Annotated in this window: 25 protein-coding genes; 12 read left to right on the top strand and 13 right to left on the bottom strand. The window is 66.5% G+C overall.

Annotated features, from left to right (window positions below; translation table 11 throughout):
- Positions 1–65: 65 nt before the first annotated feature.
- The gene (locus IFT54_RS20435) at positions 66–209 is read left to right on the top strand and encodes a hypothetical protein (RefSeq protein ID WP_244648638.1); all 144 of its coding nucleotides are present in this window, start codon (positions 66–68) and stop codon (positions 207–209) included.
- The gene (rimM, locus tag IFT54_RS06920) at positions 187–672 is read left to right on the top strand and encodes a ribosome maturation factor RimM (protein WP_342354788.1); all 486 of its coding nucleotides are present in this window, start codon (positions 187–189) and stop codon (positions 670–672) included. The genes IFT54_RS20435 and rimM overlap by 23 nt, the downstream gene beginning before the upstream one ends.
- 36 nt (positions 673–708) lie before the next feature.
- Here rimM and IFT54_RS06925 read toward each other — a convergent pair whose 3' ends face one another.
- Positions 709–1,614 (bottom strand): NAD(P)/FAD-dependent oxidoreductase, encoded by a 906-nt coding sequence (locus IFT54_RS06925; protein ID WP_192070036.1) that lies wholly within the window; start codon positions 1,612–1,614, stop codon positions 709–711.
- A gap of 363 nt (positions 1,615–1,977) precedes the next feature.
- On the opposite strand from IFT54_RS06925, the gene trmD reads away from it, so the two are divergent.
- Together trmD and rplS are read left to right on the top strand one after the other, a co-directional pair.
- Positions 1,978–2,709 carry a tRNA (guanosine(37)-N1)-methyltransferase TrmD gene (gene trmD, locus IFT54_RS06930; protein WP_192070164.1) on the top strand — a complete coding sequence of 244 codons (732 nt, stop codon included), beginning with the start codon at positions 1,978–1,980 and terminating at the stop codon, positions 2,707–2,709.
- The gene (rplS, locus tag IFT54_RS06935; protein WP_031395442.1) at positions 2,706–3,098 is read left to right on the top strand and encodes a 50S ribosomal protein L19; all 393 of its coding nucleotides are present in this window, start codon (positions 2,706–2,708) and stop codon (positions 3,096–3,098) included. The genes trmD and rplS overlap by 4 nt, the downstream gene beginning before the upstream one ends.
- Positions 3,099–3,635: 537 nt before the next feature.
- Here the strand turns inward: rplS and IFT54_RS06940 are convergent.
- The 5 genes from IFT54_RS06940 to IFT54_RS06960 all read right to left on the bottom strand — a co-directional run bounded on the left by IFT54_RS06940 (position 3,636) and on the right by IFT54_RS06960 (position 10,295).
- The gene (locus IFT54_RS06940) at positions 3,636–4,178 is read right to left on the bottom strand and encodes a pseudouridine synthase (protein ID WP_192070037.1); all 543 of its coding nucleotides are present in this window, start codon (positions 4,176–4,178) and stop codon (positions 3,636–3,638) included.
- A 188-nt stretch (positions 4,179–4,366) separates the two neighbouring features.
- Entirely contained in the window at positions 4,367–4,936 is a 570-nt protein-coding gene (locus IFT54_RS06945) for a hypothetical protein (protein ID WP_192070038.1), read from the bottom strand.
- A gap of 771 nt (positions 4,937–5,707) precedes the next feature.
- Positions 5,708–7,735: an RNA polymerase sigma factor RpoD gene (gene rpoD / locus IFT54_RS06950; RefSeq protein WP_031440180.1), complete on the bottom strand. Its 2,028-nt coding sequence runs from the start codon at positions 7,733–7,735 to the stop codon at positions 5,708–5,710.
- Entirely contained in the window at positions 7,735–9,597 is a 1,863-nt protein-coding gene (gene dnaG / locus IFT54_RS06955; protein ID WP_192070039.1) for a DNA primase, read from the bottom strand. The genes rpoD and dnaG overlap by 1 nt, the downstream gene beginning before the upstream one ends.
- A gap of 245 nt (positions 9,598–9,842) precedes the next feature.
- Positions 9,843–10,295 carry a GatB/YqeY domain-containing protein gene (locus IFT54_RS06960; protein ID WP_031440182.1) on the bottom strand — a complete coding sequence of 151 codons (453 nt, stop codon included), beginning with the start codon at positions 10,293–10,295 and terminating at the stop codon, positions 9,843–9,845.
- 140 nt (positions 10,296–10,435) lie between these two features.
- On the opposite strand from IFT54_RS06960, the gene carA reads away from it, so the two are divergent.
- The 5 genes from carA (at position 10,436) to IFT54_RS06985 (ending at position 16,485) form a co-directional block, all read left to right on the top strand.
- Positions 10,436–11,701 carry a glutamine-hydrolyzing carbamoyl-phosphate synthase small subunit gene (carA, locus tag IFT54_RS06965; protein WP_192070040.1) on the top strand — a complete coding sequence of 422 codons (1,266 nt, stop codon included), beginning with the start codon at positions 10,436–10,438 and terminating at the stop codon, positions 11,699–11,701.
- On the top strand, positions 11,698–11,946 hold the full coding sequence (locus tag IFT54_RS06970) for a hypothetical protein (protein ID WP_192070041.1): 249 nt from the start codon (positions 11,698–11,700) through the stop codon (positions 11,944–11,946). Before carA ends, IFT54_RS06970 begins: the two co-directional genes overlap by 4 nt.
- The gene (gene carB, locus IFT54_RS06975) at positions 11,947–15,279 is read left to right on the top strand and encodes a carbamoyl-phosphate synthase large subunit (RefSeq protein ID WP_192070042.1); all 3,333 of its coding nucleotides are present in this window, start codon (positions 11,947–11,949) and stop codon (positions 15,277–15,279) included.
- Positions 15,280–15,352: 73 nt separating this feature from the next.
- Positions 15,353–15,829, top strand: a complete 477-nt coding sequence (greA, locus tag IFT54_RS06980; RefSeq protein WP_031394601.1) for a transcription elongation factor GreA — start codon at positions 15,353–15,355, stop codon at positions 15,827–15,829.
- Positions 15,830–15,834: 5 nt separating this feature from the next.
- Entirely contained in the window at positions 15,835–16,485 is a 651-nt protein-coding gene (locus tag IFT54_RS06985; RefSeq protein ID WP_192070043.1) for a rhomboid family intramembrane serine protease, read from the top strand.
- A gap of 205 nt (positions 16,486–16,690) precedes the next feature.
- On the opposite strand, the gene IFT54_RS06990 is transcribed toward IFT54_RS06985, so the two are convergent.
- The 5 genes from IFT54_RS06990 to IFT54_RS07010 all read right to left on the bottom strand — a co-directional run bounded on the left by IFT54_RS06990 (position 16,691) and on the right by IFT54_RS07010 (position 18,673).
- Positions 16,691–16,921, bottom strand: a complete 231-nt coding sequence (locus IFT54_RS06990) for a DUF4170 domain-containing protein (RefSeq protein ID WP_183935336.1) — start codon at positions 16,919–16,921, stop codon at positions 16,691–16,693.
- 80 nt (positions 16,922–17,001) lie between these two features.
- Positions 17,002–17,469: a hypothetical protein gene (locus IFT54_RS06995; RefSeq protein WP_042466851.1), complete on the bottom strand. Its 468-nt coding sequence runs from the start codon at positions 17,467–17,469 to the stop codon at positions 17,002–17,004.
- A gap of 67 nt (positions 17,470–17,536) precedes the next feature.
- Positions 17,537–17,809 carry a hypothetical protein gene (locus IFT54_RS07000; RefSeq protein WP_052149343.1) on the bottom strand — a complete coding sequence of 91 codons (273 nt, stop codon included), beginning with the start codon at positions 17,807–17,809 and terminating at the stop codon, positions 17,537–17,539.
- Positions 17,806–18,159, bottom strand: a complete 354-nt coding sequence (locus tag IFT54_RS07005) for a phage holin family protein (RefSeq protein WP_234387280.1) — start codon at positions 18,157–18,159, stop codon at positions 17,806–17,808. The genes IFT54_RS07000 and IFT54_RS07005 overlap by 4 nt, the downstream gene beginning before the upstream one ends.
- 4 nt (positions 18,160–18,163) lie before the next feature.
- Positions 18,164–18,673, bottom strand: coding sequence for a hypothetical protein (locus IFT54_RS07010; protein ID WP_107932479.1), 510 nt, complete (start codon positions 18,671–18,673; stop codon positions 18,164–18,166).
- A gap of 153 nt (positions 18,674–18,826) precedes the next feature.
- Here IFT54_RS07010 and eno point away from each other — a divergent pair, with 153 nt between their 5' ends.
- The gene (gene eno, locus IFT54_RS07015; protein ID WP_192070044.1) at positions 18,827–20,107 is read left to right on the top strand and encodes a phosphopyruvate hydratase; all 1,281 of its coding nucleotides are present in this window, start codon (positions 18,827–18,829) and stop codon (positions 20,105–20,107) included.
- Positions 20,108–20,130: 23 nt separating this feature from the next.
- Positions 20,131–20,463, top strand: a complete 333-nt coding sequence (locus IFT54_RS07020; RefSeq protein WP_042466854.1) for an FtsB family cell division protein — start codon at positions 20,131–20,133, stop codon at positions 20,461–20,463.
- Positions 20,464–20,505: 42 nt separating this feature from the next.
- Here IFT54_RS07020 and IFT54_RS07025 read toward each other — a convergent pair whose 3' ends face one another.
- Positions 20,506–21,330 carry an alpha/beta fold hydrolase gene (locus IFT54_RS07025; protein WP_192070045.1) on the bottom strand — a complete coding sequence of 275 codons (825 nt, stop codon included), beginning with the start codon at positions 21,328–21,330 and terminating at the stop codon, positions 20,506–20,508.
- Between the two features lie 129 nt (positions 21,331–21,459).
- On the opposite strand from IFT54_RS07025, the gene IFT54_RS07030 reads away from it, so the two are divergent.
- Entirely contained in the window at positions 21,460–23,220 is a 1,761-nt protein-coding gene (locus tag IFT54_RS07030) for a DUF885 domain-containing protein (protein WP_192070046.1), read from the top strand.
- 12 nt (positions 23,221–23,232) lie between these two features.
- Here the strand turns inward: IFT54_RS07030 and IFT54_RS07035 are convergent, their stop codons facing one another.
- Positions 23,233–24,648, bottom strand: a complete 1,416-nt coding sequence (locus tag IFT54_RS07035; protein ID WP_159511100.1) for an MFS transporter — start codon at positions 24,646–24,648, stop codon at positions 23,233–23,235.
- Between the last annotated feature and the right edge of the window lie 79 nt (positions 24,649–24,727).

Below are 24,727 nucleotides of genomic sequence, written 5' to 3' on the forward strand. Positions count from 1 at the left end.
GGCGATGCCCGCACCCGAATGGCGGTTCATGCGTTCTTTGTCGGTCCATCACCCACAAGGAGCGCATGATGACCCCCGATCCAGATCCCAGAACAGCCCCCGCACCCGAGGACATCGAAGATGCCAGCAATGAAGGCGTCTCCGCCGACGACCCCGCAGAAGGCGCCGACGACACCCCTGGACCCGATACCGGCTCCGCGCAGGGATAAGGTTACGCTCGCCGTCGTGATCGGCGCGCACGGCATCGGCGGCGAGGTGCGGCTGAAGGTCTTTGCCGAGACCATGTCGGGCTATAAGAGTTTCAACGACGGTACGCTGACGCTCAAGTCCGCGCGCCCTGGCAACAACGGCACGATCGCCCGCTTTGCCGAGGTCTCCGATCGGAACGCTGCAGAAGCGATGCGCGGGACCGAATTGACGGTGCCGCGATCGTCGTTGCCGCCGCTCGAGGATGGCGAATATTACCATACCGACCTGATCGGGCTCCCCGTTGTCTCGACCGATGGCGAGGCGATCGGGCGCGTTGTCGCGATCGATAATTTCGGTGCGGGCGACGTGATCGAGATCGAACGGCCAACTGCAAAGCGGTTCATGGTGCCGATGCGCGTCGAGGCGGTTCCAGAGTGGGATGCCGAGCGACTGGTGGTCGAGGCGTCCTTCGCTACCGAATAATGCCCTCCGGGCTTATTGTTGGTGAGGCATCCAAAGTCAGCGCCGGATCGGGCGCTGCTCCGACAGCATGTTGCGGATGGTCGTGGCGGCCACCCCGGCTTCGCCCATCGCGTGGCTGATCTGGTCGAGCCCCTTCACCACGTCGCCCGCCGCGAACAGCCCGGGGATCGAGGTGCGCTGGTGGTCGTCGACCTCTAGGCACCCTTCGGCGGTCGCGCGTGCGCCGGCCGCGACGGCGAGCTCGGAGCGGATCACCGAGCCTAACGCCGGATAGACGCTGTCGAACGACAATCGCCCGTCGACCGTGTCGAGCGCGAACCGGCTGTCTTCGATCGCGTAGTTGCCGCAGGGGCCGCCGACGCGGACGATACCGGCGTCGTCCAACGCGGCCTCGCACGTCGCGTCGAGATCATGGCCGCCGTCGGGAGCGATCAGCGTCACGTCGGCGGTGTAGCCGCGCAGGAACAGCGCCTCGCGCATGCCGTGGTCGCCGGTGCCGATCACGCCGACGCGCTTGTCAGTGACCTCGTAGCCGTCGCAGATCGGGCAATAGCGGAGCAGCCCCGCCTCCAGGGCCTCGTCATGGAGCGCGTCGGGCATGGCGGGGCGGTTGTTGACGACGCCCGTGGCCAGCAGGACGCTGCGCGCTCGGGCGGCGCGGTCGCCGAGGCGGACGGTGAAGCCGTCGTCGTCCACCTCGATCGCATCGACCCGCGCGGCCTCGCGTACCGCCCCGTAGGTCTCGGCCTGTGCCAGCATCCGGGCGAGGAGGTCGGTGCCGCGGATGCCTTCGGGGTAGCCGGCATGGTTGTGCGTGCAGGGGATCAGCGTGGCGCGGCTGCTGCCGCAGTCGAACAGCCGGATCGAGAGGTGGAACCGCGCGAGATAGATCGCGGCGGTGAGGCCTGCGGGGCCGGCGCCGATGATGATGCAATCGTCCATCCCGCTATAAGCGCGGCGCGGCGAATCCGTTCCGGTGGCGAAACGCTCGATCGCTATCGCAAGCCGGGCGCGGGAGTGATAGCGGCGTGCGGCATGAGCTATTGTCGTTGGTCGGAAGGCGATCTCCACGCCTATGCGTCGCACACCGCGGACGGGGTGCGCCGGTACGTCGCGCAGGTCGCCGAGCCTGCCATCGAACGGTGCGGGGTGGAGGCGGAGTATGTCGAAGACAGCGCCGACGCGTTCCTCGCACGCCTGAAATGGCTGAAGGTGCGGGGATGTGAATTTCCCGCCGACGTCGTGCCCCAGGTTCTCGCCGCGGCGCAGGAGGAGGCGCGGCTGGCGCGGCTGGCGGCGGGCGAGCTGCCCTGGGCGGCGACGATCGTGACGCTGTACCCCGAAATGTTCCCCGGGCCGCTCGGCACGTCGCTGGCCGGGCGGGCGCTGGGGGAGGGGCGGTGGTCATGCGAGCCCGTCCAGCTGCGCGACTTCGCGACCGACAAGCATCGTTCGGTCGACGATACGCCGGCGGGTGGCGGCGCGGGGATGGTGCTGCGCGCGGACGTGGTCGCCGCGGCGATCGACAGCGTCGCGGACGGGCGGCCGGTGCTGGCGATGACGCCGCGCGGCAGGCCGCTGACGCAAGAGCGTGTCCGGGCGCTCGCAGCAGGCCCCGGCGTCACCGTGCTGTGCGGGCGGTTCGAGGGGTTCGACGAGCGCCTGTTCGAGGCGCGCGCCATCGAGGAGGTGTCGATCGGCGACTATATCCTGTCGGGCGGCGAGATGGGCGCGCTGGTGCTGCTCGATGCTTGCATTCGGCTGCTGCCCGGCGTAATGGGCGCGGCTTCTAGTGGGGATGACGAGAGCTTCGAAACGGGGCTTCTCGAATATCCGCATTATACCCGACCTCAGATATGGGAAGGGCGCACGATCCCGCAGGTGCTGCGATCGGGGGATCATGCGAAGATCAACGCATGGCGCAAACGCCGCGCGGAGATCGATACACGGTCACGGCGACCGGACCTTTGGGAGCGCCATGAGGGCGCTCGGGTCCAGTCGCCCTCTGGCGCGCGGCGACACGAGGACTTACTATGAACCTGTTGCAGACGATCGAAGCCGAGAACATCGCGAAGTTCCTGGCCAACAAGACGATCCCCGATTTCCGCCCCGGCGATACGCTGAAGGTCGGCGTGAAGGTCGTCGAAGGCGAGCGCACCCGTATTCAGAACTATGAGGGCGTGTGCATCGCGCGCTCGAACAAGGGCATGGGCAGCAACTTCACCGTGCGCAAGATGAGCTTCGGCGAGGGCGTCGAGCGCGTCTTCCCGCTCTACTCGCCGAACGTCGATTCGATCGAAGTGGTCCGCAAGGGCGCCGTGCGTCGCGCCAAGCTGTACTACCTGCGTGGCCGCACCGGCAAGGCAGCGCGTATCGCCGAGCGTCGCGACATGCGCCCCGCCAAGGGCACCGCAGCCGCCGAGTAATCGGGTCCTGCGAGACGCGATCGAGGGCGCGGGGGCGATGGTCCCCGCGCCCTTTTTCGTGCGCGGCGTCCTGCGTCCGGCGAGAGCGGGGGCAGGAGCGGGGGCCGCGAATGTTGCGAATGTTGAGACGATAGCGCGTTTTTTCGCGTGGGGGTGACGACCCCCTGTCGGGCATGACCCGGCCGCCGCGGAGGCGGGGGTGCGAGTCGAGGCTGGATCAGACCAGGCCATGCGGGCAGGCTGCGCCTTTTGCGGCATTTTGGCCAGCAGCGTTCCTTACAGCGGGCCGGGTGGTGACGAGCGCCATGGAGGGCCGCCCTCGTGACCCTGGATCCTGACGTTCGTCAGGATGACGGCGTGGGAGGGGCGGCGGCGCCTGTGGCCCTGGGTCCTGACGTTCGTCAGGATGACGGCGTGGGAGGGGCGGCGGCGCTTGTGGCCCTGGGTCCTGACGTTCGTCAGGATGACTGTGTGGGTGGGGTGGCGGCCTGTGTGGATCGTGGGCCGTGGTGTTGAGGCGGGCGGCGCGGGGCCGGGTCAGGCGTCGCGCCAGCGGCCGGGGGCGAGATCCGCCAGGGTCCAGTCGCCGATGCTCCAGCGGACGAGGCGGAGCGTCGGGTGGCCGATCGCGGCGGTCATCCGGCGGACCTGGCGGTTGCGGCCTTCGCGGATCGTGATCCTCAGCCAGCAATCGGGGATGCTCGCGCGCACGCGGATCGGCGGCACGCGCGGCCAGAGATCGGGCGCGGCGATCCGTTCGACCCCGGCGGGGCGGGTGGGGCCGTCCTTCAGCACGACGCCGTGGCGCAAGGCATCGAGTGCGGCCTCGCCCGCCTCGCCCTCGACCTGCACGAGATAGGTCTTGGCCAGCTTGAACTTCGGATCCGCGATCCGCGCCTGGAGGCGGCCGTCGTCGGTCAGCAGCAACAGCCCCTCGCTGTCCCGATCGAGCCGCCCCGCCGGATAGACGCCGGGTACGTCGACGAACTGCGACAGCGTAGCGCGCGGGGTGGGCGACTTCTCGTCCGTGAACTGGCTGAGGACGTCGTAGGGTTTGTTGAAGAGGATCAGGCGGGGCATGGCGGGGCTTTAGAGGGATTGTCGACCCGGTTCGACCGTAATTCCTCCCCCGCAAGGGGGAGGTGGCTGGCCCTTGCCAGACGGAGGGGGCGGTAAGGGATGACCTCTGTTCCGTATCCTCCCCCTCCGTCGCCTTCGGCGCCACCACCCCCTGGCGGGGGAGGATTGATAAGGATACTGCTCTAAGACTAACCAGTCAGTGAATGCGTTATTGCTCCAACGAACTTCGCGGCGGCGGCGATAACGGCATACACGTCTGGCAGTATCCCAGTTATCTTTAGAACCAAGGCGGCACCGAGTGCCTTTCCGCTAGTTTCTAGCATGGCATCGGTAAACTTGGTGCCCCGTCCCCCGCCCCAAGTCATCGCCGTCTGCGCAAACTTAGATAGCTTGCCTTGCCCCTCTATTATGGCCTGCGTGTCAGGAGCGGGGGACTTTGCCTGCTGCTTCATCTGATTGATGGTTACGACTAAATCGGCTAGCTCTTTTCGCGATACGGGGTCATCATCCAACCCCTCGGGCGGCATGTTATGCCCGAACAGCGGCTTAGGATTTTGTATAGCTGCAACCGCCGCCTCCAAAGCCGCGATAGCTGCTAGAAGGGCCTCCCGCTCGACCTCAATCTCATTTGGCCTTGTTGTTGCTGCTTGGGGGCTGGCAAGCTCATTTTTGTCGGTGAATTCATCAGGTCTAGAACGCCAGTTCGATGACGTTTCGGATAGGCGTTCGCTTATGTCTCGAATAAGCCACGGGCTCATCGTTTTTCCATACCGAGACTGCAAGACTTCATAAGGCGCAATCGTATCTTGCGGCAGCCATCGGTATTTCCGCGTTATGCCAGCCGCGCGCTCAGCCTCGGGATCATAAAACAGGTCGTTAAACCAAGCGTAGGCCTCCGCCTCAAGTTGCTGCTCGTCATGCCAATAGGGGCTACGGCCGGGAGGGTCCAACGTCTGCTTCCAATCTTGGTGTTTGGGAATCGTCCGGTGTACTAGCGGTGCAGTGCTTTCGAGTACCTAATACGCTCACGACCTGAAATCTCTATAGTTATGCGAGGGGTGGACTCCGACAAAATCAGACGCGGTTTGTCCCCATAGGGCTCTCGGGGGCTCCCACCATTATGACACCCCGAGTGCGACTTGGATAACGCACGTGGTTCTCCATACCCGCATGCCGTATTGCTATCGCCAAACGATTAGCCATCGGCTCTGTACAGCAAAGTCTAACAAGGCTGCGAGGAGCGCCGGCAAGCCGAGTTTGGCGTTAACCTCACGCAAGCTAATGGGAAGCTTTCGGCGGCTATCCCTTTCGGACACATAAGACGTGTTTCCCCGCGAAGGCGGGGATCCAGACTGGGCTCCCGCCTTCGCGGGAGAACAGGGAGGGCATGGTGTCTTGCGAACGCCGGCTTGTCGTTGTTCGGGGGATATGGGAGCCGATGGTTTCTCGCATTGACCCCGGTCCTATAACGAAAAAGGCCGCGGTGTTTCCACCGCGGCCCGTTCGTTCGATCAGCAATTCCGCAACCCTTACTGGTCGAGGAAGCTCCGCATTTTCCGGCTGCGCGACGGATGCTTCAACTTGCGCAGCGCCTTCGCCTCGATCTGGCGGATGCGCTCGCGGGTGACGCTGAACTGCTGGCCGACTTCCTCGAGCGTGTGATCGGTGTTCATGCCGATGCCGAAGCGCATGCGCAGCACGCGTTCCTCACGCGGGGTGAGGCTCGCCAGCACGCGCGTGACGGTTTCCTTGAGGTTGGCCTGGATCGCGGCATCGACGGGGATGATCGCGTTCTTGTCCTCGATGAAGTCGCCGAGATGCGAATCCTCCTCGTCGCCGATCGGCGTTTCGAGGCTGATCGGCTCCTTAGCGATCTTCATCACCTTGCGGACCTTCTCGAGCGGCATGGAGAGGCGCTCGGCCATTTCCTCGGGCGTGGGCTCGCGGCCCTGCTCGTGGAGGAACTGGCGGCTGGTGCGGACCAGCTTGTTGATCGTCTCGATCATGTGGACCGGGATGCGGATCGTGCGCGCCTGGTCGGCGATCGAGCGGGTGATCGCCTGGCGGATCCACCAGGTCGCATAGGTGCTGAACTTGTAGCCGCGGCGATACTCGAACTTGTCGACCGCCTTCATCAGGCCGATATTGCCCTCCTGGATGAGATCCAGGAACTGAAGACCCCGGTTCGTGTATTTCTTGGCGATCGAGATCACGAGACGCAGGTTCGCCTCGACCATTTCCTTCTTGGCGATACGCGCCTCGCGCTCGCCCTTCTGGACCATGTTGACGATCCGGCGGAACTCGGTGAGCGCCATGCCGGTCTGCTGCGTGATGTCGGCGATCTCGGCGCGGATGCGCTCGACCGCCTCGCTCTCGTTGGCGACGAACGCGGTCCACTTCTTGTCGACCTTGTTGACCGTCGCCAGCCAGTTCTCGTCGATCTCGTGACCGATATAGCGATCGAGGAAGTCCTTGCGCGGCACCTTGTGGCGCTCGGCGAGACGCAGCATCTGGCCGCCCAGCGCGGTCAGGCGGCGGTTATAGGCATAGAGCTGATCGACGAGATATTCGATCTTGGCGTTGTGGAACTGGACGCTCTCGACCTCGGCCGTCAGCTCCTCGCGCAGCTTCTGATACTTGCGCTCGTCGGCCGCGGAGAAATCGCCGCCGATGCCCATCGCGTCGACGCGCGACTGCTGGATCTTGCTGAACTTCTTGTAGAGCGCGGTGATGTTGGCGAAGCGCTCGAGCGCGATCGGCTTGAGCTGTTCCTCCATCTGCGCGAGGCTGAGGGTGTTGTCCTCCTCCTCGTCGTCCGACGCGCGCGGGGCACGGCGCTCGCCATCCTCGTCCTCGTCGGCGGACGGCTCTTCGGGCTCGGCCTCTTCCTTGAACGAGGGGCCGGCGTTCTTCTCGCTGATCTCGCCGTCGTCGGCCTCGCCGTCCTCGGCCATCGCCTCGGGCGCGGGGTCCTTCGAGAGCATCGCGTCGAGATCCATGATCTCGCGCAGCTGCATCGTGCCCTCGTTGAGCGCGGTCGACCAGTCGATGATCGCGTTGAAGGTGATCGGCGATTCGCACAGACCCAGGATCATTGTGTCGCGACCCGCCTCGATCCGCTTGGCGATCGCGATCTCGCCCTCGCGGCTGAGCAGCTCGACCGCGCCCATCTCGCGAAGATACATGCGGACCGGATCGTCGGTGCGATCGACGGTCTCCTTCTTCTTCTCGATCGCGGGGCCTGTGTCGGCTTCGGCGTCGGCGGCCTCGGGCTCGTCGTCGTCGTCCTTGGCGGGCTCGGCCTCGCCTTCCTCGCCGGCTTCGTCATTGTCGACGATGTTGATGCCCATCTCGCTCAGCGCGGCGCTGATGTCCTCGATCTGGTCGGACGACATCTCGCCCTGCGGCAAGGCCTCGTTGAGCTGATCATAGGTGATGTAGCCACGCTTCTTGGCGCGCGCGATGACCTTCTTGATCGACGCATCGTTCATGTCGATCAGTGGCGCATCGCCGGTGTCGTTCGTCTCGGCGGGTTCCGCCATGTTCGCCTTAGCCATCAATCGCCCTCGGTACCCAACGCTCGGGCGTCTTCGTTCGACTGTACAAGATTTGCAAGTCGGACTTCCAACGCCTGTTTCTCTCTTACCATTGCCACTTGTCGTTCGAACGCATCTTCGGTGAAGTGCGTCTGCATCGCCGCGGTCGCCTGTTTGAGCGCCGCATCGACCTCGGGACGCGCGACCATGATCGCGATCGCCTCGTCTAGGTCGGCGCGGACGCGGGCGGGATCGGCCGTGGTCTGCGTGAACGAGTAGGGCATCGTATCGGCTCGCAACAGGTCACTCGCGACTGAATTGAAACCGGACCTCGCCAATATGGTGAGCAAGCGGCCGCTATCAAGCTTCTGGTCCTCAAGTGCAACATCGACGACCGCCTCGAACAGCCGGCCGAGCGCGCCGTCGATGAGTTGCAGCGGCCCCAGCACCTCCATGTGGCGGGCGATCTCGACCGGATGGCGGATCAGCCCGGCGAGCACGGCTTTTGCGAGCACGCGGTCGATTCCCGTGGCGAGGAAGGCCTTTGCGTCCTCGGTGACCGGCGCGGAAGGCGGCTTCCACCCGCCCTTGGGGCGTTCGCCGCGGGGGACGAAGGGCGCGCGGACGGGTTTGAAATGCTTGTAGAAGCGGTCCTTGAACTCGGACTGATATTCCTGCTTCACCGACGGGTCGCCGATGCCCTCGGCAAGCTCGTGGAGGCGTCGCTTGAGGCCGGCGCGCTGTTCGGGGGTGTCGAGCGCCTCGGCGGCGACTTCGGACGCCCAGAGGCGGTCGACGAGCGGTTCGGGGGCCTTCAGCAGCGCTTCGAACGCGCCGGGGCCGCCCGCGCGGACGAGATCGTCGGGGTCCTGGCCTTGCGGGAGCGTGACGAAGGCGAGGCTGCGGCCGGGGGCGAGCAGCGGGAGCGCGCGGTGCGCGGCGCGCAGGGCTGCCTTCTGGCCGGCAGAGTCGCCGTCGAAGCAGAGAAGGGGGACGTCGACCATCCGCCACAGCCGTTCGAGCTGTGCCTCGGTCAGCGCGGTGCCGAGCGGGGCGACCGCTTCGCCAAAGCCGGCCTGGGCGAGCGCGATGACGTCCATATAGCCCTCGACCACCAGTACGCGGCCGGACTTGCGCGAGGCGGGGGCGGCGCGGTCGAGATTGTAGAGCGTGCGGCCCTTGTCGAAGAGCGGGGTGTCGGGGGAGTTGAGATATTTGGGCTCGCCGCCGTCGAGCACGCGCCCGCCGAACGCGATCGTCCGGCCGCGCGGATCGCGGATCGGGATCATCAGCCGGCCGCGGAACCGGTCATAGGGGTCCTTGCCCTCGACGTTGATCAGCATGCCCGACTCGACCAGCATCGGGTCGCCGTAGGTCTTGAGCGCGGCTTTCAGCTTGCCGCGGCTGTCGGGCGCGAACCCCATGCCGAATGCGCGCGCGGTCTCGGGGGTGATGCCGCGGCGGTCGAGCAGCGCGCGCGCGTCGTTGCCCGCAAGGCCGTTCAGCTGCTCGACGAACCAGTCGGCGGCGTCGGACATCACCTCATGCAGACCCTTGGCGCGTTCGGCCTTGGCGGCGGACTGGCGGTCCATCGCGGGCATGTCGAGCCCGGCGGCCTGGGCGAGCTCCTTGACCGCGTCCATGAACGGCAGGCCGCGCTGGTCGGTCATCCACTTGATCGCGTCGCCATGCGCGGAGCAGCCGAAGCAGTGGTAGAAGCCCTTGTCGTCGTTGACGTAGAAGCTGGGCGTCTTCTCGTTATGGAACGGGCAGCAGCCCTTGTGCTCGCGCCCGGCCTTGGTGAGCTTGGTGGTCTTGCCGATCAGCGCCGACAGCGACGTGCGGCCGCGCAGCTCGTCCAGAAATTGCGGGGTCAGGGCCATGCGCGCGAGTATAGCTCGGTATCACTGTTGGGGTGATACCTGCAATCCGAAGAGGAGAAGAAGCAGGGTTTGTTCGCGCGGAGGCGCGGAGGCGCGGAGGCGCAGAGGTGTGACGCTCAGGGCTTCTGTTGCGCGTCAGCGCAAATGTCGATCCAGCCTGCCGCTGCGCGGCGATAGTAGTGTGCGCCCGCTCCCGGCGAGCGCAACACCTCCGCGCCTCCGCGCCTCCGCGCGAACAAATCTTCTTAAGACAACGCCGCCTTCACCAGGCCACTCGCCTTGCTCATGTCCAGCTCGCTCGCGTGACGCGCCTTCAGTTCGGCCATGACGCGGCCCATGTCCTTCATGCCGGTCGCGCCGAGTTCGTCCTTGATCTTGAGGATCGCGGCCGTCGTCTCCGCCTCGTTCATCTGCGCGGGCAGGAAGCGTTCGATCACCGCGACCTCGGCGGCCTCGGCGTCGGCGAGTTCCTGGCGGCCGCCGTTCGAAAACATTTCGATCGACTCGCGGCGCTGCTTGACCATCTTCTGGAGCACTTCGATCACCAGCGCGTCGTCGCTTTCGGGCGCCTTGCCGGTCCGCGCCTCGATGTCGCGGTTCTTGATTGCGGCCTGGATCAACGAGATGGCGTTGCGGCTCTCCTTGTCGCCGGCCTTCATCGCGGTGAGCTGCGCGGCCTTGATGTCGTCGCGAATCATATACGGGTCTTTCAGGCGGTTCGGGATAGCCGGACGCGATAGCGCGTCGAGCCAAGGTTTAACAGATTGACGCTGCGGCACGCCGGCCTTAGCGGACACCACTTAGCGACATCGTCAACGTAAAGAGAGTGCCCAGCCTGATGGCCGACGCCCAGCCTACACCCATGTCTTCGGCAAAGCCCGCCGGCGCGACCGGCGTGCTCGTGCTTGCCAATGGCGACGTGATCTGGGGGCGCGGGTTCGGCGCCGAGGGCGAGGCGGTCGGCGAGGTGTGCTTCCACACCGCGATGACCGGGTACCAGGAGGTGCTGACCGATCCGTCCTTCGCCGGGCAGATGATCTGCTTCACCTTCCCGCATATCGGCAATGTCGGTGCGAACCCCGACGATATCGAGGCGGACGACCCGCACGCGCTGGGCATCATCGTCCGCGAGGACGTGACGAGCCCCTCGAGCTTCCGCGCGGTCGAGGGCCTCGATGGCTGGATGAAGCGGCATGCGCGGATCGGCCTGTCGGGGATCGACACGCGCGCGCTGACGCGGCGGATCCGCGTCGGCGGCGCGCCCAACGGCGTGATCGCGCATTCGGCGAGCGGCGAGTTCGACGTCGCCGCGTTGCTGGCGATGGCGCGGGGCTGGCCGGGGCTCGAGGGCATGGACCTCGCCAAGGGCGTGTCGACCGAGATGCATTATGGCTGGGGGGACCAGGCGCCGGGCGGCACATGGCGGCTTGGGTTCGGCTATGGGGAGAGCGGTGCTTCGACTGCGCTCAGCACGAACGGGGAAGGGGATGCGTCGCCCCAATCGTCCGGGTCGAGCGAAGGCGATGCCCCCGTCGCGAGTGCGGCCCGCCCGCATGTCGTCGCGATCGATTACGGGTCGAAGCGCAACATCTTCCGCAACCTCGTCGCCGCCGGCGCGAAGGTGTCCGTCGTGCCCGCCACCGCGACCTATGACGAGGTGATGGCGCTCGCGCCCGACGGCATCTTCCTGTCGAACGGCCCGGGCGATCCCGCCGCGACCGCCGAATACGCCGTGCCGGTGATCCGCGAGCTGCTCGAGACGGGCAAGCCGCTGTTCGGCATCTGTCTGGGCCACCAGTTGCTCGGCCTCGCGATCGGCGCGACCACGACCAAGATGTTCCAGGGGCACCGCGGCGCCAACCATCCGGTCAAGCGCCTGTCCGATGGTGCGGTCGAGATCACCAGCATGAACCACGGCTTCTCGGTCGAGCGCGACAGCCTGCCGGCGAACGTCCGCGAGACGCATGTGTCGCTGTTCGACGGGTCGAATGCGGGGCTCGAGCTGACCGACAAGCCGGCGTTTTCGGTGCAGTATCATCCCGAGGCGAGCCCGGGGCCGCAGGACAGTCTGTATCTGTTCGAGCGGTTTGTGGGAATGCTATGAAGCTGCTGCTGTTCCTTGCGAGCCTGGTCGTCAGCCAGTCGGCTTGCGCGCAGAAGGAACAGAGCGATGAACAAATCGCCCAGACGTGTCAGATCTCACTCGAAAGCTATCATACAACGCGCGCATTGGTGAAAGCCGGCCCGGTCGGCAAGCTCACCAAAGCGGGCAGATGTTACCTTTCTAGGAATACAGACCGCCGCATCATGCTCGGGTATATTTCCGAGCCGCCAACGGAATCGAAGTAAATGCCAAAACGCACCGACATCTCCTCGATCCTCGTCATCGGCGCAGGACCCATCGTCATCGGCCAGGCGTGCGAGTTCGATTATTCGGGCACGCAGGCGATCAAGGCGTTGAAGGAGGAGGGTTACCGGATCGTCCTCGTCAATTCGAACCCCGCGACGATCATGACCGATCCCGAGCTGGCCGACGCGACCTATGTCGAGCCGATCACGCCCGCGATCGTCGCCAAGATCATCGAGAAGGAACGGCCTGACGCGATCCTGCCGACGATGGGCGGGCAGACCGCGCTCAATACCGCGCTCGCGCTGTTCCATGACGGTACGCTGGAGAAGTTCGGCGTGACGATGATCGGCGCGGATGCCGATGCGATCGACATGGCGGAGGACCGGCTGAAGTTCCGCGACGCGATGGACCGGATCGGGCTCGAGAGCGCGCGCTCGGCGATCGCACATACTGTCGAAGAAGCGCTGGAAGGGCTTGAAAAGACGGGGCTTCCGTCGATCATCCGGCCGAGTTTCACGATGGGCGGATCGGGCGGCGGGATCGCGTATAATCGCGAGGAGTTCATCGCGATCGTCCGCAACGGGCTCGACCTGTCGCCGACCACCGAGGTGCTGATCGAGGAATCGCTGCTCGGCTGGAAAGAATATGAGATGGAGGTGGTGCGCGACCGCAAGGACAACGCGATCATCATCTGCTCGATCGAGAATGTCGATCCGATGGGCGTCCATACCGGCGACTCGATCACGGTCGCGCCGGCGCTGACGCTGACCGACAAGGAATACCAGATCATGCGCAACGCATCGATCGCGGTGCTGCGGGAAATCGGTGTCGAAACAGGCGGTTCGAACGTCCAGTTCGCAGTCAATCCGAAGGACGGCCGGCTGGTCGTCATCGAGATGAACCCGCGCGTGTCGCGTTCGTCGGCGCTGGCGTCGAAGGCGACGGGCTTCCCGATCGCCAAGGTCGCGGCCAAGCTCGCGGTCGGCTACACGCTCGACGAGATCGAAAACGACATCACGGGGGCTACGCCCGCGAGCTTCGAGCCGACGATTGACTATGTCGTCACCAAGATCCCGCGCTTCGCATTCGAGAAGTTCAAGGGTGCGTCGAGCACGCTCGGCACCGCGATGAAGTCGGTCGGCGAGGTGATGGCGATCGGCCGCAACATCCACGAATCGATGCAGAAGGCGTTGCGTGGGCTAGAGACCGGGCTGTCGGGCTTCAACCAGGTCGACCATCTGGTCGGCGCGCCGCGCGCGGAGATCGAGGCGGCACTGGCCGTCGCGACCCCCGACCGGCTGCTGGTCGCGGCGCAGGCGTTGCGCGAGGGCTTCACCGTCGCCGAGGTGCACGCGATCGCGAAGTATGATCCGTGGTTCCTCGAGCGGATCGCCGAGATCATCGCGGCCGAGGCCGAGGTGATGAAGGACGGGCTGCCGATCGACGCGGCGGGCATGCGGCGTCTGAAGAGCATGGGCTTCAGCGACAAGAGGCTCGCCTGGCTCGCGCTGCAATCCGCCAATCTGCGCGGCATGAACCGCGGGATCGCGCGCGGGTCGGGGCTGATCCACGAGGTCGTCAAGGCGATGACCGGCGGCGTGACCGAGGAGGAGGTGCGCCAGCATCGCCTGAAGCTCGGCGTGCGGCCGGTGTTCAAGCGGATCGATACCTGTGCGGCCGAATTCGACGCCAAGACGCCGTACATGTACTCGACCTATGAGGCGCCGAGCTTTGGCGAGCCCGAGAACGAGTCCGCCCCGACCGATCGGAAGAAGATCGTCATCCTTGGCGGCGGGCCGAACCGGATCGGGCAGGGGATCGAGTTCGATTATTGCTGCTGCCATGCATGCTTCGCGCTTGCCGATGCGGGCTATGAGACGATCATGGTCAACTGCAACCCGGAGACCGTGTCGACCGATTACGACACCAGCGACCGGCTGTATTTCGAGCCGCTGACCGCCGAGGACGTGCTCGAGATCCTGCATGTCGAGGCGTCGAAGGGCGAGCTGGTCGGCGTGATCGTGCAGTTCGGCGGGCAGACCCCGCTGAACCTCGCGCGAGCGCTGGAAGCGGCCGGGATCCCGATCCTGGGGACGACGCCCGACGCGATCGATCTGGCGGAGGACCGCGAGCGGTTCGCGGCGCTGATCACCAAGCTGGGTCTGCTCCAGCCTGCCAACGGGCTTGCACGCAGCCGCGACGAGGCGGTCGCGGCGGCCGAGCGGATCGGCTATCCGGTGCTGATGCGGCCGAGCTATGTGCTCGGCGGGCGGGCGATGGAGATCGTCGACACGCTGGGGCAGCTCGAACACTATATCGCGACTGCGGTGCAGGTGTCGGGCGACTCGCCGGTGCTCATCGACCAGTATCTGCGCGATGCGATCGAGGTCGATGTCGACGCGATCTGCGACGGGACCGATGTCGTCGTCGCGGGCGTGTTGCAGCATATCGAGGAGGCGGGCGTCCATTCGGGCGACAGCGCCTGTTCGATCCCGCCTTATTCGCTGTCGGCGGAGATCGTCGCCGAGATCGAGCGGCAGACGGTCGCGCTCGCGCATGCGCTGTCGGTCGTCGGGCTGATGAACATCCAGTTCGCGGTCAAGGACGGGCTGGTCTACCTCATCGAGGTCAATCCGCGCGCGTCGCGGACCGTGCCGTTCGTCGCCAAGGCGATCGGTGCGCCGATCGCCAAGATCGCCGCGCGCGTGATGGCGGGCGAGCAGCTGAAGGACCTGCCCAAGATCGACCGGCATATCGATTATTATGCGGTGAAGGAGGCGGTGTTCCCCTTCAACAAGTTCCCGGGCGTCGATCCCGTGCTGTCACCCGAAATGAAGTCGACCGGCGAAGTCATGGGGATCGATCCCGATTTCACGATCGCGTTTGCGAAAGCACAGCTGGGGGCGGGGACGATCCTGCCGACGAAGGGCAGCGTGTTCGTCAGCGTGAAGGACAGCGACAAGGCGATGATCGTCGAGGCGGTCAAGGCGCTGGTCGAGACCGGCTTCTCGATCGTCGCGACCGGCGGCACCGCAGAACATCTCGCCCGCGCCGGCCTGCCGGTGGAAACGGTCAACAAGGTCGCGCAGGGGCGGCCGCATATCGTCGACCGCATCAAGGACGGCGACATCGCGCTGATCTTCAACACGACCGAAGGGTGGCAGAGCCTGAAGGACTCGCAGCCGATCCGTGCGTCCGCGCTCGGCCAGCGGATTCCCTATTTCACGACCGCCCCCGCCTCGCTCGAGGCGGCCAAGGCGATCGCGAAGCTTTCGACGCACAGCCTTGAAGTACGGCCCTTGCAATCCTATTATTCGCAGTCGCACAACTGATCCCGACATGAGAGCGTGATGTGTGAGCGGGCCGCGTAACGGCTCGCGTTGGGTAATGAATTGGGGACGAGATATGGCGACCGTCGAAAAGATGCCAATGCTGCAAGAGGGCTATGAGACGCTGTCCGCGGATCTGAAGCGCCTCAAGGCCGAACGCCCGACGATCGTCGATGCGATCGAGGAAGCGCGGGCGCATGGCGACCTGTCGGAGAACGCCGAATATCACGCCGCCAAGGAGCGTCAGGGCCAGGTCGAGGCCTCGATCTCGGACATCGAGGACAAGCTGAGCCGCGCGCAGATCATCGACCCCAAGGAGCTTTCGGGCGACAAGGTCGTGTTCGGCGCGACCGTCACGCTGCTCGACGAGAATGACAAGCCGGTGAAGTACCAGATCGTCGGCCAGACCGAGGCGAACGCCAAGACCGGCCGGATCTCGTACAACTCGCCGCTGGGCCGCGGGCTGATCGGGCGCAAGCTCGACGAAGAGGTCGAGGTCACGGTGCCCGCCGGCGAGCGCTATTACGTCGTCTCCAAGATCGAGTTCATCTAGGCATCATGACATTTTTCGAGACGCGGGCGACGGCGATCATCACGATCGTGACGGTCGTGGTCTCGGGGCTTTTGCTGTTGACCGGCGCGCTGCCCTATTGGGTGGTGAATGCGGGCTTCATCCCGCTCCGGCTGACCGAGCTCGGCATGGCGGGCGGTCACGACTTCGCGATCCCCGCCTTGGTGACGCCGCTGACCGCGGCGCTGCTCCATGGCGGCTGGGCGCATCTCGCGCTCAATCTCGTCATGCTGGTCTATTGCGGCCAGTTCGTCGAGCGGGCGATCGGCACCGCGCAGATCGTCGTCCTCTACATCGTCGGTGCGTATTTTGCGGCCGCCGGACAATGGGTGCTCGATCCGCGATCGATCGCGCCGATGGTCGGCGCCAGCGGCGCGATCTCGGCGGTCGTGGGCGCCTATGCGCTGCTCTATGGTGAGCGACGCGCGCGCGCGATCGGGCCGGTGCCGGCGGGGGTCGTACACGTGCTGTGGCTCGCCGCGGCGTGGATTGGCATCCAGCTGATGATGGGGGTCGCGGGGTTCGGCGCGTCGGTCGGGGCCAATGGCTCGATCGCGGTCGGCGCGCATATCGGCGGGTTTCTGGCGGGGCTGGTGCTGGCGCGGCCGTTGTTGCTGTGGCGGTACCGGACGGCCTGAGAGGCCGGGTGCTGGCGTTTCGCGTGTTGAAGTCGTTTCAAACGCTTCCGTCATCCTGACGAAAGTCAGGATCCAGGATTGCGGGCCGTGTCGCCTATGGCTCTGGATCCTGACTTTCGTCAGGATGACGGTGGAGAGGGTGGCGGCGTTGCGTTCGGATGCCGATGCCATCGGAGGCGTATAGAACGCCTCCGACGAGAAGCGTTCAGCCGCCAACCGTGCCCGTCAGGTTCGGTTCGAGCATGCGGTGGAGATGCACGACGACGAACTTCATCTCGGCATCGTCGACCGTGCGCTGCGCTGCAGCACGCCAAGCCTTTTCGGCGCTGGCATAGTCGGGGAACACGCCGACGAATTCGATCTTGCTGAGGTCGTTGAAATCCAGGGTGCGCGGGTCGCTGACGCGGCCGCCGAATACGAGATGAAGCTTGCTCATGCGCTGCTGTCCTTGGAATGGGGGTTGCAGACGCCCTAGCGTGTTCGACCCGCGCTTTGAACCCTTTGCGGACCGGTCCTTTAGCCGGGGGTCTTTTGCGAAACGGCCTTCGCACCTGCGGTACCCGCGGTGGTCAGCGCCTTGACGATCCCCTCGACGAGACCCTTGGCCTGGCCACGGGCATTGTCCTTGGTAAGGCCGAGCTCGCCGAGCTCAGACTGGCCGGCCGCCTTGGCGGCGGCGGTGGCGGCGATCGCGGTCTCGCCGAGACGCTTGCCGAGCGGCGCGAGCAACGACTTCTCACGCGCCGAGCGCGGGATCAGCACACCCGCAAGCGCACCGACGACCAGACCGCCAACGAGAATGCCGAGTGGGTTGGATTCGAGGCTGTTGACGGTGCGACGCGCGGTCTCCTTCGAGGCGTCGAGCGCCTCGGCGGCCTTGTCGCCGGCGTCGTGATAGACCTTTGCGGCGGTGTCGCGGACGGTGTCGAGACCCTCGCGCAGGCGATGTTCGGCGTTTTCGATCTTGGTGTGGGCGTCGGTCATGGGACGGTCCTTCTGATTTCCGGCGGCGCCATCGGGACGCGGCCGGGACAATATGGTTGGGGCACGATCAGCGCCCGCGGCGAAACAGTCCGACGATACGGTGACGGGCGAGAAACAGTCCCGCCACCGCCGCAGCGCCCGCGGCGGGACCGGGGTTGCGGCGTACCGTCTCGACACTGGCATTGAGCGCGGCGGTGCCGACATCGGCAACGTCGCGGCTCGCGTTGAGCGCCAGCCGACGCGGATTGAGACGGTCCTGCAACTGCCCGATCGTCATCATGACGCGCTGGCGGGCAAGGGCCGCTTCGATCTCTGCGGCGGCGACTTTGGCGGATGTCATGTGGCGGGCTCGCTTTCGGGCTTGAGCTTCGACTTGCCGACCATCGCGAGCGCGCCGGCGATCGCCAGCACGACAAGGACGACGATGGCCGTCGCCCATCCTGGCCCCACCAGCGTCGCCAGCGTCAAGATCGCACCGACCAGAAGTGCGATCAACGCGGCCAGCGCCAACACCCCGGCAATGGCGAAGAACATAGCCGCCGATTTGTACGCCGTCGCCGTCTCGCCGAACTTCGCCTTGTACACCGCGATTTCCGCGGTCGCGAGCGCGCGCGTCTCGCCGGCCAGACGGCCGACGACCGCGGTCAGGCTTTCCTCACCATCGAGCGCAAAGGGGATGGGATCCGCCAAGACCTCAGTCCTTCGGGTTTGCATCGATGCCCGACTGGACCAGCCGTGCCACGACGAAGCCGAGGGCCGCGGCCGCACCGACCGCAACGGCGGGCGACTTGCGGACGAGCGCGGTGACGTCGTCGACCAGCGCGTCGATGTCCTTGGCGCGGACCTGCTCGGCGAAGCCCGAGACGCTGTCCGCGGCGCTGCGGGCATAGCCGCCATATTGTGCGCCGAGCTTGTCGTCGACCTGTGCGGCGGCGTCGGTCAGCAACTGTGCGACCTGCTCGAGCGCGGTGCCGGCGCGGGCCTTGCCGTCCTCGGCGAACAGGCGCGCCTTGTCGGCGGCCTGCTGGCCATATTTGCTGGCATTGTCCTTGATCACCTGCTTGGCCTCGGTCGCCTTGGTGCCGGTGGTGTCAGCGGCGTCGTCGAGCCGCGTGACGCCGCCCTTCAGCGGCTCTGCGATGGTGGCAGTGCCGGCGGCGGCGACATCGCCTGTGGTCATCGGCTGTGCGTCGGTATCGGCCATGGTCGTCCCTTTCGAAATGCTACGCCCTCAACACCGGTGCGCAGGCACGGTTCCCCTAGTCGGCCCGATTGCCCGATATGACGCGAGGCGGTAGAGGCAGCGCGAACGTCCCGGGCGATCGACCAGCTTGGGGATTTGTAGGAGCATCGTTACGTGACCGCAATCATCGACATTCACGCCCGCCAGATCCTCGATAGCCGGGGCAATCCGACGATCGAGGTCGACGTCCTGCTCGAGGATGGCAGCTTCGGCCGCGCCGCGGTGCCGTCGGGCGCCTCGACCGGTGCGCACGAAGCGGTCGAGAAGCGTGACGGCGACGCCACGCGCTGGGGCGGCAAGGGCGTCGACAGCGCGGTCGACGCGGTCAACGACGAGATCACCGACACGGTGCTGGGCATGGACGCGGAGGACCAGTCGGACCTCGACCGCGCGATGATCGAGCTCGACGGCACCGAGAACAAGGCACGGCTGGGCGCGAACGCGATCCTGGGCGTCAGCCTGGCCGCGGCCAAGGCGGCCGCCGAAGCGCGCGGCTTGCCGCTGTACCGCTATGTCGGCGGCGTCCAGGCGCATCTGCTGCCGGTGCCGATGATGAACATCATCAATGGCGGCGAGCATGCCGACAACCCGATCGATTTCCAGGAATTCATGATCGTGCCGGTCGGCGCGTCGAACATCCTCGAGGCGGTGCGTTGCGGCTCGGAGATCTTCCACACGCTGAAGAAGGGCCTGAGCGCGAAGGGCCTGTCGACCAGCGTCGGCGACGAGGGCGGTTTTGCGCCGAACATCGGCAGCACGACCGAGGCGCTCGACTTCATCATGTCGAGCATCGAGAAGGCCGGCTACAAGCCCGGCGAGGACGTGATGCTCGCGCTCGATTGCGCCGCGACCGAGTTCTACAAGAACGGCAAGTACGACATTTCGGGCGAGGGGAAGATCCTCGAGAGCGCCGAGATGGCCGAGTATCTGGCCGACCTGACGCGCCGCTATCCGATCTTCTCGATCGAGGACGGCATGGGCGAGGACGACTGGGAGGGCTGGAAGACGCTGACCGACCTGATCGGCGACAAGGTCCAGCTGGTCGGCGACGATCTGTTCGTGACCAACCCGAAGCGGCTGAAGCGCGGGATCGAGGGCGGCTATGCCAATTCGCTGCTGGTGAAGGTCAACCAGATCGGCACGCTGACCGAGACGCTGGAAGCCGTGTCGATGGCACAGCGCGCCAAGTACAGCGCGGTGATGTCGCATCGCTCGGGCGAGACCGAGGATTCGACGATCGCCGACCTCGCGGTCGCGACCAATTGCGGGCAGATTAAGACGGGCAGCCTTGCGCGGTCGGACCGGCTCGCCAAGTACAACCAGCTGATCCGGATCGAGGAAGAGCTGGGCGACGCGGCGCGCTATGCGGGTCGCGACATCCTGATCGGCGGCTGATAGGCTAAGACCCGGAGGACCCCATGGCGCGCACGACGAGCACGACGAAGAGCACCAAGTTGCGGCGGACGATGCGCAAGGCCGCCTGGCCTGCGCTGGGGCTGACGCTGATGGCGTTCTTCGGCGCCTATGCCGTGCTCGGGCCGAACGGGATGTTCGCGTACGGCGACTACAAGCGGCAGCTGGCGAAGCGGGAGCGGGACTATGCCGTGCTCGACCGCAAGCGCGAGGTGCTTAAGAACCGGGTGGCGCTGCTCAACCCGGATCATGCCAATCCGGACATGGTCGACGAGATGGTCCGCAAGGAGCTGAACGTCGCGCACCCGGACGAGGTGATCGTGCCGCTGGGGAACTGACTTACGATCCTCCCCCTTGCGGGGGAGGATTGATAGGCGGGGTTACCGGCCGAGGAAGCGCAGCAGGTCCTGCGTGAAGCGGTCGCTTTCGGTGAGCGTCAGCCCGTGCGGGGCGCCGTCATATTCGACCAGCTGCGAGCCCGCGATACCCTTGGCCGCGGCGCGGCCGGTGGCGTCGATCGGGACGGTCTTGTCGGCGGTGCCGTGGACGATCAGCGTCGGCACTCGGAAGGCGGCGAGATCGGCACGGAAATCGGTATGGCCGAACGACTCGGCGCAGGCGAGCGTCGGGCGCAGCCCCGCCTGCATCGCCAGACCCCAGACCCAGTCGACCATCTCGTCACTGACCGGCGAGGTGATGAACCCGACGCCCAGGAACTGCTGCAGGAAGGTGCGGAAGAAGGCGGGGCGATCCTCCTTGATCCCGTTACCGATGCCGGCAAGCGTCGCTTCGGGGACACCGTGCGGATTGTCGTCGGTCTTGAGCATATAGGGCACGACCGAGGCGATCAGCCCGGCGGCGATCACGCCCTTGCCGTCGTGGCGGCTCATGTAACGGGCGACCTCGCCGCCGCCCATCGAGAAGCCGACGAGCGTCGCGTCCTCGGTCGCGCCGGTCGCGGCCATGACGTCGGCGAGATCGTCGGTCAGCGTGTCATAGTCATAGCCCGACCAGGGCTGGCCCGACCGTCCGAAGCCGCGGCGGTCATAGGCGATCGCGCGGAAGCCCGCTTCGGCGAGCGCCATCGCCTGCGCATCCCAGCTGTCGGCGTTTAATGGCCAGCCATGCGTCAGGATGACGGGCCGTCCGCTGCCCCAGTTCTTGACGTAAATGTCTATACCGTCGCGGGTTTTAATGAAGGGCATGTCAATCTCCGGGGTTGTCGCCAAAGTCCTCATGTCAACGGTCCGGGCTATTGGCCGTTCCAACTCTGGCGTCCGCGCGATTCCGCTGGCAGCATTGCGGGCACGCTACGGCGTGAGGGGGGGAGATTGATGCGGACGAGGTTCCCGGCGAGGACGGCGGCGCTGCTGCTGGCGCTGGGCAGCTGTACGCCCGACGATCCGCAGACGCGGGACCGCGTCGCCGCCACGCCCGTTGCCGCGCCCGTCGCTGCGATCGCGCCCGATGCGTGGACTGCGTTTCGCGACCGGTTCGTCGCGACGTGGTTCGCGCTCGACCCGGCCTTTGCGGTCTATCAGGGGCGGCATGAGCATGATGGCGGGCTGCCCGACTGGAGCGCTGCGGGGCTGGGTCGGCAGGCGGCGTTCCTGCACCGGTCGATCGCGGCGGCGGGACGGTTCGAGGCGGCGGCGCTCAGCCCCGACCAGCGGTTCGAGCGCGACTATCTGGTGATGGTGGCGCGCGACAAGCTGTTCTGGCTCGAGGCGGCGGACGCGCCGCATCGCAACCCGGCCTGGTATGTCGCGGGCGGGCTCGACCCCAATGTCTATGTCGTGCGTGCCTATGCCGACCCGGTTCGGCGGATGCGCGCGCTGATCGCGCTGCTGCGCCGGATCCCGGCGGCGACGCTGCAGATCCGCGCGAACCTCGCGACGCCAATGCCGATCAGCCATATCGACTATGCCGCCAACGCGTTCCGCGGCTTTGCGTCCTATTACATGGACGATTCGGTCAAGGCGTTCGCCAGCGTCGCGGACGAGGGGCTGCAGCGCGAACTCGCCGATGCGGCGATGACCGCGTCGGAGGCGATGCGCGACCTGGCGCTCTGGGTCGAGGCGCAGCGCCCGAGCGCGACGCGGTCGTTCGCGCTGGGACCCGCGCTGTTCGCGAAGATGCTGCGCGAGACCGAGGGGGTCGACACGCCGATCGCGACGCTCGAGGCGGCGGGGCGGGCCGATCTGGCGCGCAACCAGCGTGCGCTCGCCGCGGCCTGTGCCCAATTCGCATTCGGCCTGACGGTCCGCGACTGTCTGGCGCAGGTGAATGCGGACAAGCCGGTCGACGGACCGGTCGCCGAGGCGCGCCGCCAGATCCCGATGCTGCGCGCGTTCATCGTCCAGCGCGACCTGCTGACGCTGGCCGGCAGCGAAGAGGCGCTGGTCGAGGAGAGCCCGCCCTATAGCCGGCAGAATCTCGCCTATATCGATCCGCCGGGCCCGTTCGATCGCGGCGTGCCGTCGGTCTATTACATCTCGCCCCCCGACCCGCGCTGGACGCAGGCGGTCCGGGACGCGTTCGTGCCGGGCAAGGCGGACCTGCTCTTCACCTCGATCCACGAGGCGATGCCCGGGCATTTCGTCCATTTCCTCCACGCCAATCGCGTGCCGTCGCTGATCGGGCGGGTGTTCGTCGGCTATGGCTATGCTGAGGGCTGGGCGCATTATGCCGAGGAGATGATGTGGGAGGCGGGGCTGGGCGGCGGCCGGGCGGACATCCATATCGGCCAGCTGTCGAACGCGCTGCTGCGCGACTGCCGGCTCCTCGCCGCGATCGGGATGCACGCGCGCGGCATGAGCCAGGCGGAGGCGTTCACGCTGTTCGTCGACCAATGTTACCAGGACGAGGGCAATGCGCGGCAACAGGCGCTGCGCGGCACCTATGATCCGGCCTATCTCAACTACACGATGGGCAAGCTGATGATCCGCCGGCTGCGCGAGGACTGGACCGCGGAGCGGGGTGGGCGCCGTGCGTGGAAGGCGTTCCACGACCGGCTGCTGCGCTATGGCGGGCCGCCGATCCCGCTGGTCCGCCAGGCGATGCTGGGCGAGCCGAGGCCGATCGCGGCGTTCTGAGCGAGCCGGCGGCTAGCGCGCCTGCGCGGCGGGCTGGACGTCGCGCGTCTCGTCGATCGGTGGGTTGCGGATCGAGGGTCGCAGGCGCGACACGCTGCACAGGCCCGCGACGAGCGCCATGCCGGCGGCGACCAGCGGCGGTGTCGTGCCCGCGCCGACCCCGATGGCGAGCAGCGCAGCGACGACGGTGGCGCCGGTGGTCTGGCCGACCAGCCGGACTGTCGAGATCAGACCCCCGGCGGCGGCGGCGCGCTCGCGCGGGGCCGAGCCGATGATCAGGCGCGCATTCGGCGCCATGAACATCCCGAACCCCGAGCCGCACAGCGCCATCCGCCAGGCGATGGCGAAATAGCTCGGGTCGGCGGGCATGAACGCGAGCAGCAGCAGCGCGGCGATCGAGACGGCCATGCCGATGCCGCCGAGCAGCCCGGCGGGATAGCGATCGGACAGCCATCCGGACAGCGGCGCCACGACCATGTTGGCGAGCGGCCATGGCGCGATCGCGGCACCGACCTCGGCCGCGGAAAAGCCGTAAGCCTGGGTCAGCCGGAACGGCGTCGACAGCAGCAGCGTCATCTGCGCGATGAACGCGGTATAGGCGCCGATCGCGGACAGCGCGAGGACGGGGCGGGCGAGCAGGTCGATCGGCAGGATCGGCTTGGTCTCGCCGCGTTCGCGCCGGACGAAGACCCAGCCGATCGCCACCCCGGTCAGCACGATCGCCGCCGAGACGACGGGGCTGTCGCCGTGCACCGCGGTCTCCGACCCGCCGATGACGAGCCCGATCATCGCCGCGCACATGACCGCGCCGAGCACGTCGAACGGTTCGCTCCGCGGGCTGGGATCGGGCAAGGCGCGCCCGAGGACCAGGCTGAGGATCGCGAACGGCACCGCGCTGGCAAAGACCCACGGCCAGGGTGCGACCGCGAGGACCAGCCCGCCCAGCGTCGGCGCGAGCGCAGCCGAACTCGACACCACGACCGAATTGATGCCGAGGCCGCGGCCGAGCTGCTGCGACGGGTAGATCGAGCGGATCAGCGCGGACGAGACGCTGAGCGCCGCCGCCGCGCCGAGCGCCTGGGCGGCGCGGACGACGAGCAGGAAGGGCAGGCTCTTGGCGAAGAAGCAGAGCAGGGTCGCGACGGTGAAGACGAGCTGGCCATATTGATACATGCGCTTCAGCCCGATCCGGTCGCCGAGCCCCGAAAAGGGGAGCAGCGCCATCGCCAGGATCAGCTGATAGACGGTGACGACGGTCACCACCGCACTGCTGTCGACGCCGAGGTCGCGCGCGATCGTCGGCAGCGCGACATTGGCGACGCCGCCGTCGATGATGGTCAGCGCGGTACCCGCCGAGATGGCGGCGATCGCGAGGAACCGGCGGGGCTTGGGAAGGCCATCCAGGGCCGTTGTCTGGTCGGACTGCATTGCGGACCGCGATAGACACCGTCATGAATGACGCCAAGCTATTCGGGGAAATGGACGATGCGGGTTCTTACGGCTGCGC

This window comes from Sphingomonas sp. CFBP 13714 (assembly GCF_014842205.1).
GTDB lineage: Bacteria > Pseudomonadota > Alphaproteobacteria > Sphingomonadales > Sphingomonadaceae > Sphingomonas > Sphingomonas aerolata.

Coding starts and splice junctions, on each gene's coding strand:
- IFT54_RS06960 (WP_031440182.1), bottom strand. CDS start 10,295: ATGATTCGCGACGACATCAAGGCCGCGCAGCTCACCGCGATGAAGGCC.
- carA (WP_192070040.1), top strand. CDS start 10,436: ATGGCCGACGCCCAGCCTACACCCATGTCTTCGGCAAAGCCCGCCGGC.
- rplS (WP_031395442.1), top strand. CDS start 2,706: ATGAACCTGTTGCAGACGATCGAAGCCGAGAACATCGCGAAGTTCCTG.
- IFT54_RS07030 (WP_192070046.1), top strand. CDS start 21,460: ATGCGGACGAGGTTCCCGGCGAGGACGGCGGCGCTGCTGCTGGCGCTG.
- IFT54_RS07025 (WP_192070045.1), bottom strand. CDS start 21,330: ATGCCCTTCATTAAAACCCGCGACGGTATAGACATTTACGTCAAGAAC.
- IFT54_RS06985 (WP_192070043.1), top strand. CDS start 15,835: ATGACATTTTTCGAGACGCGGGCGACGGCGATCATCACGATCGTGACG.
- IFT54_RS07000 (WP_052149343.1), bottom strand. CDS start 17,809: ATGACATCCGCCAAAGTCGCCGCCGCAGAGATCGAAGCGGCCCTTGCC.
- greA (WP_031394601.1), top strand. CDS start 15,353: ATGGCGACCGTCGAAAAGATGCCAATGCTGCAAGAGGGCTATGAGACG.
- IFT54_RS06990 (WP_183935336.1), bottom strand. CDS start 16,921: ATGAGCAAGCTTCATCTCGTATTCGGCGGCCGCGTCAGCGACCCGCGC.
- IFT54_RS20435 (WP_244648638.1), top strand. CDS start 66: ATGATGACCCCCGATCCAGATCCCAGAACAGCCCCCGCACCCGAGGAC.
- IFT54_RS06995 (WP_042466851.1), bottom strand. CDS start 17,469: ATGACCGACGCCCACACCAAGATCGAAAACGCCGAACATCGCCTGCGC.
- IFT54_RS06925 (WP_192070036.1), bottom strand. CDS start 1,614: ATGGACGATTGCATCATCATCGGCGCCGGCCCCGCAGGCCTCACCGCC.
- IFT54_RS07010 (WP_107932479.1), bottom strand. CDS start 18,673: ATGGCCGATACCGACGCACAGCCGATGACCACAGGCGATGTCGCCGCC.
- IFT54_RS07020 (WP_042466854.1), top strand. CDS start 20,131: ATGGCGCGCACGACGAGCACGACGAAGAGCACCAAGTTGCGGCGGACG.
- rpoD (WP_031440180.1), bottom strand. CDS start 7,735: ATGGCTAAGGCGAACATGGCGGAACCCGCCGAGACGAACGACACCGGC.
- IFT54_RS07035 (WP_159511100.1), bottom strand. CDS start 24,648: ATGCAGTCCGACCAGACAACGGCCCTGGATGGCCTTCCCAAGCCCCGC.
- IFT54_RS06940 (WP_192070037.1), bottom strand. CDS start 4,178: ATGCCCCGCCTGATCCTCTTCAACAAACCCTACGACGTCCTCAGCCAG.
- IFT54_RS06970 (WP_192070041.1), top strand. CDS start 11,698: ATGAAGCTGCTGCTGTTCCTTGCGAGCCTGGTCGTCAGCCAGTCGGCT.
- dnaG (WP_192070039.1), bottom strand. CDS start 9,597: ATGGCCCTGACCCCGCAATTTCTGGACGAGCTGCGCGGCCGCACGTCG.
- carB (WP_192070042.1), top strand. CDS start 11,947: ATGCCAAAACGCACCGACATCTCCTCGATCCTCGTCATCGGCGCAGGA.
- IFT54_RS06945 (WP_192070038.1), bottom strand. CDS start 4,936: ATGAGCCCGTGGCTTATTCGAGACATAAGCGAACGCCTATCCGAAACG.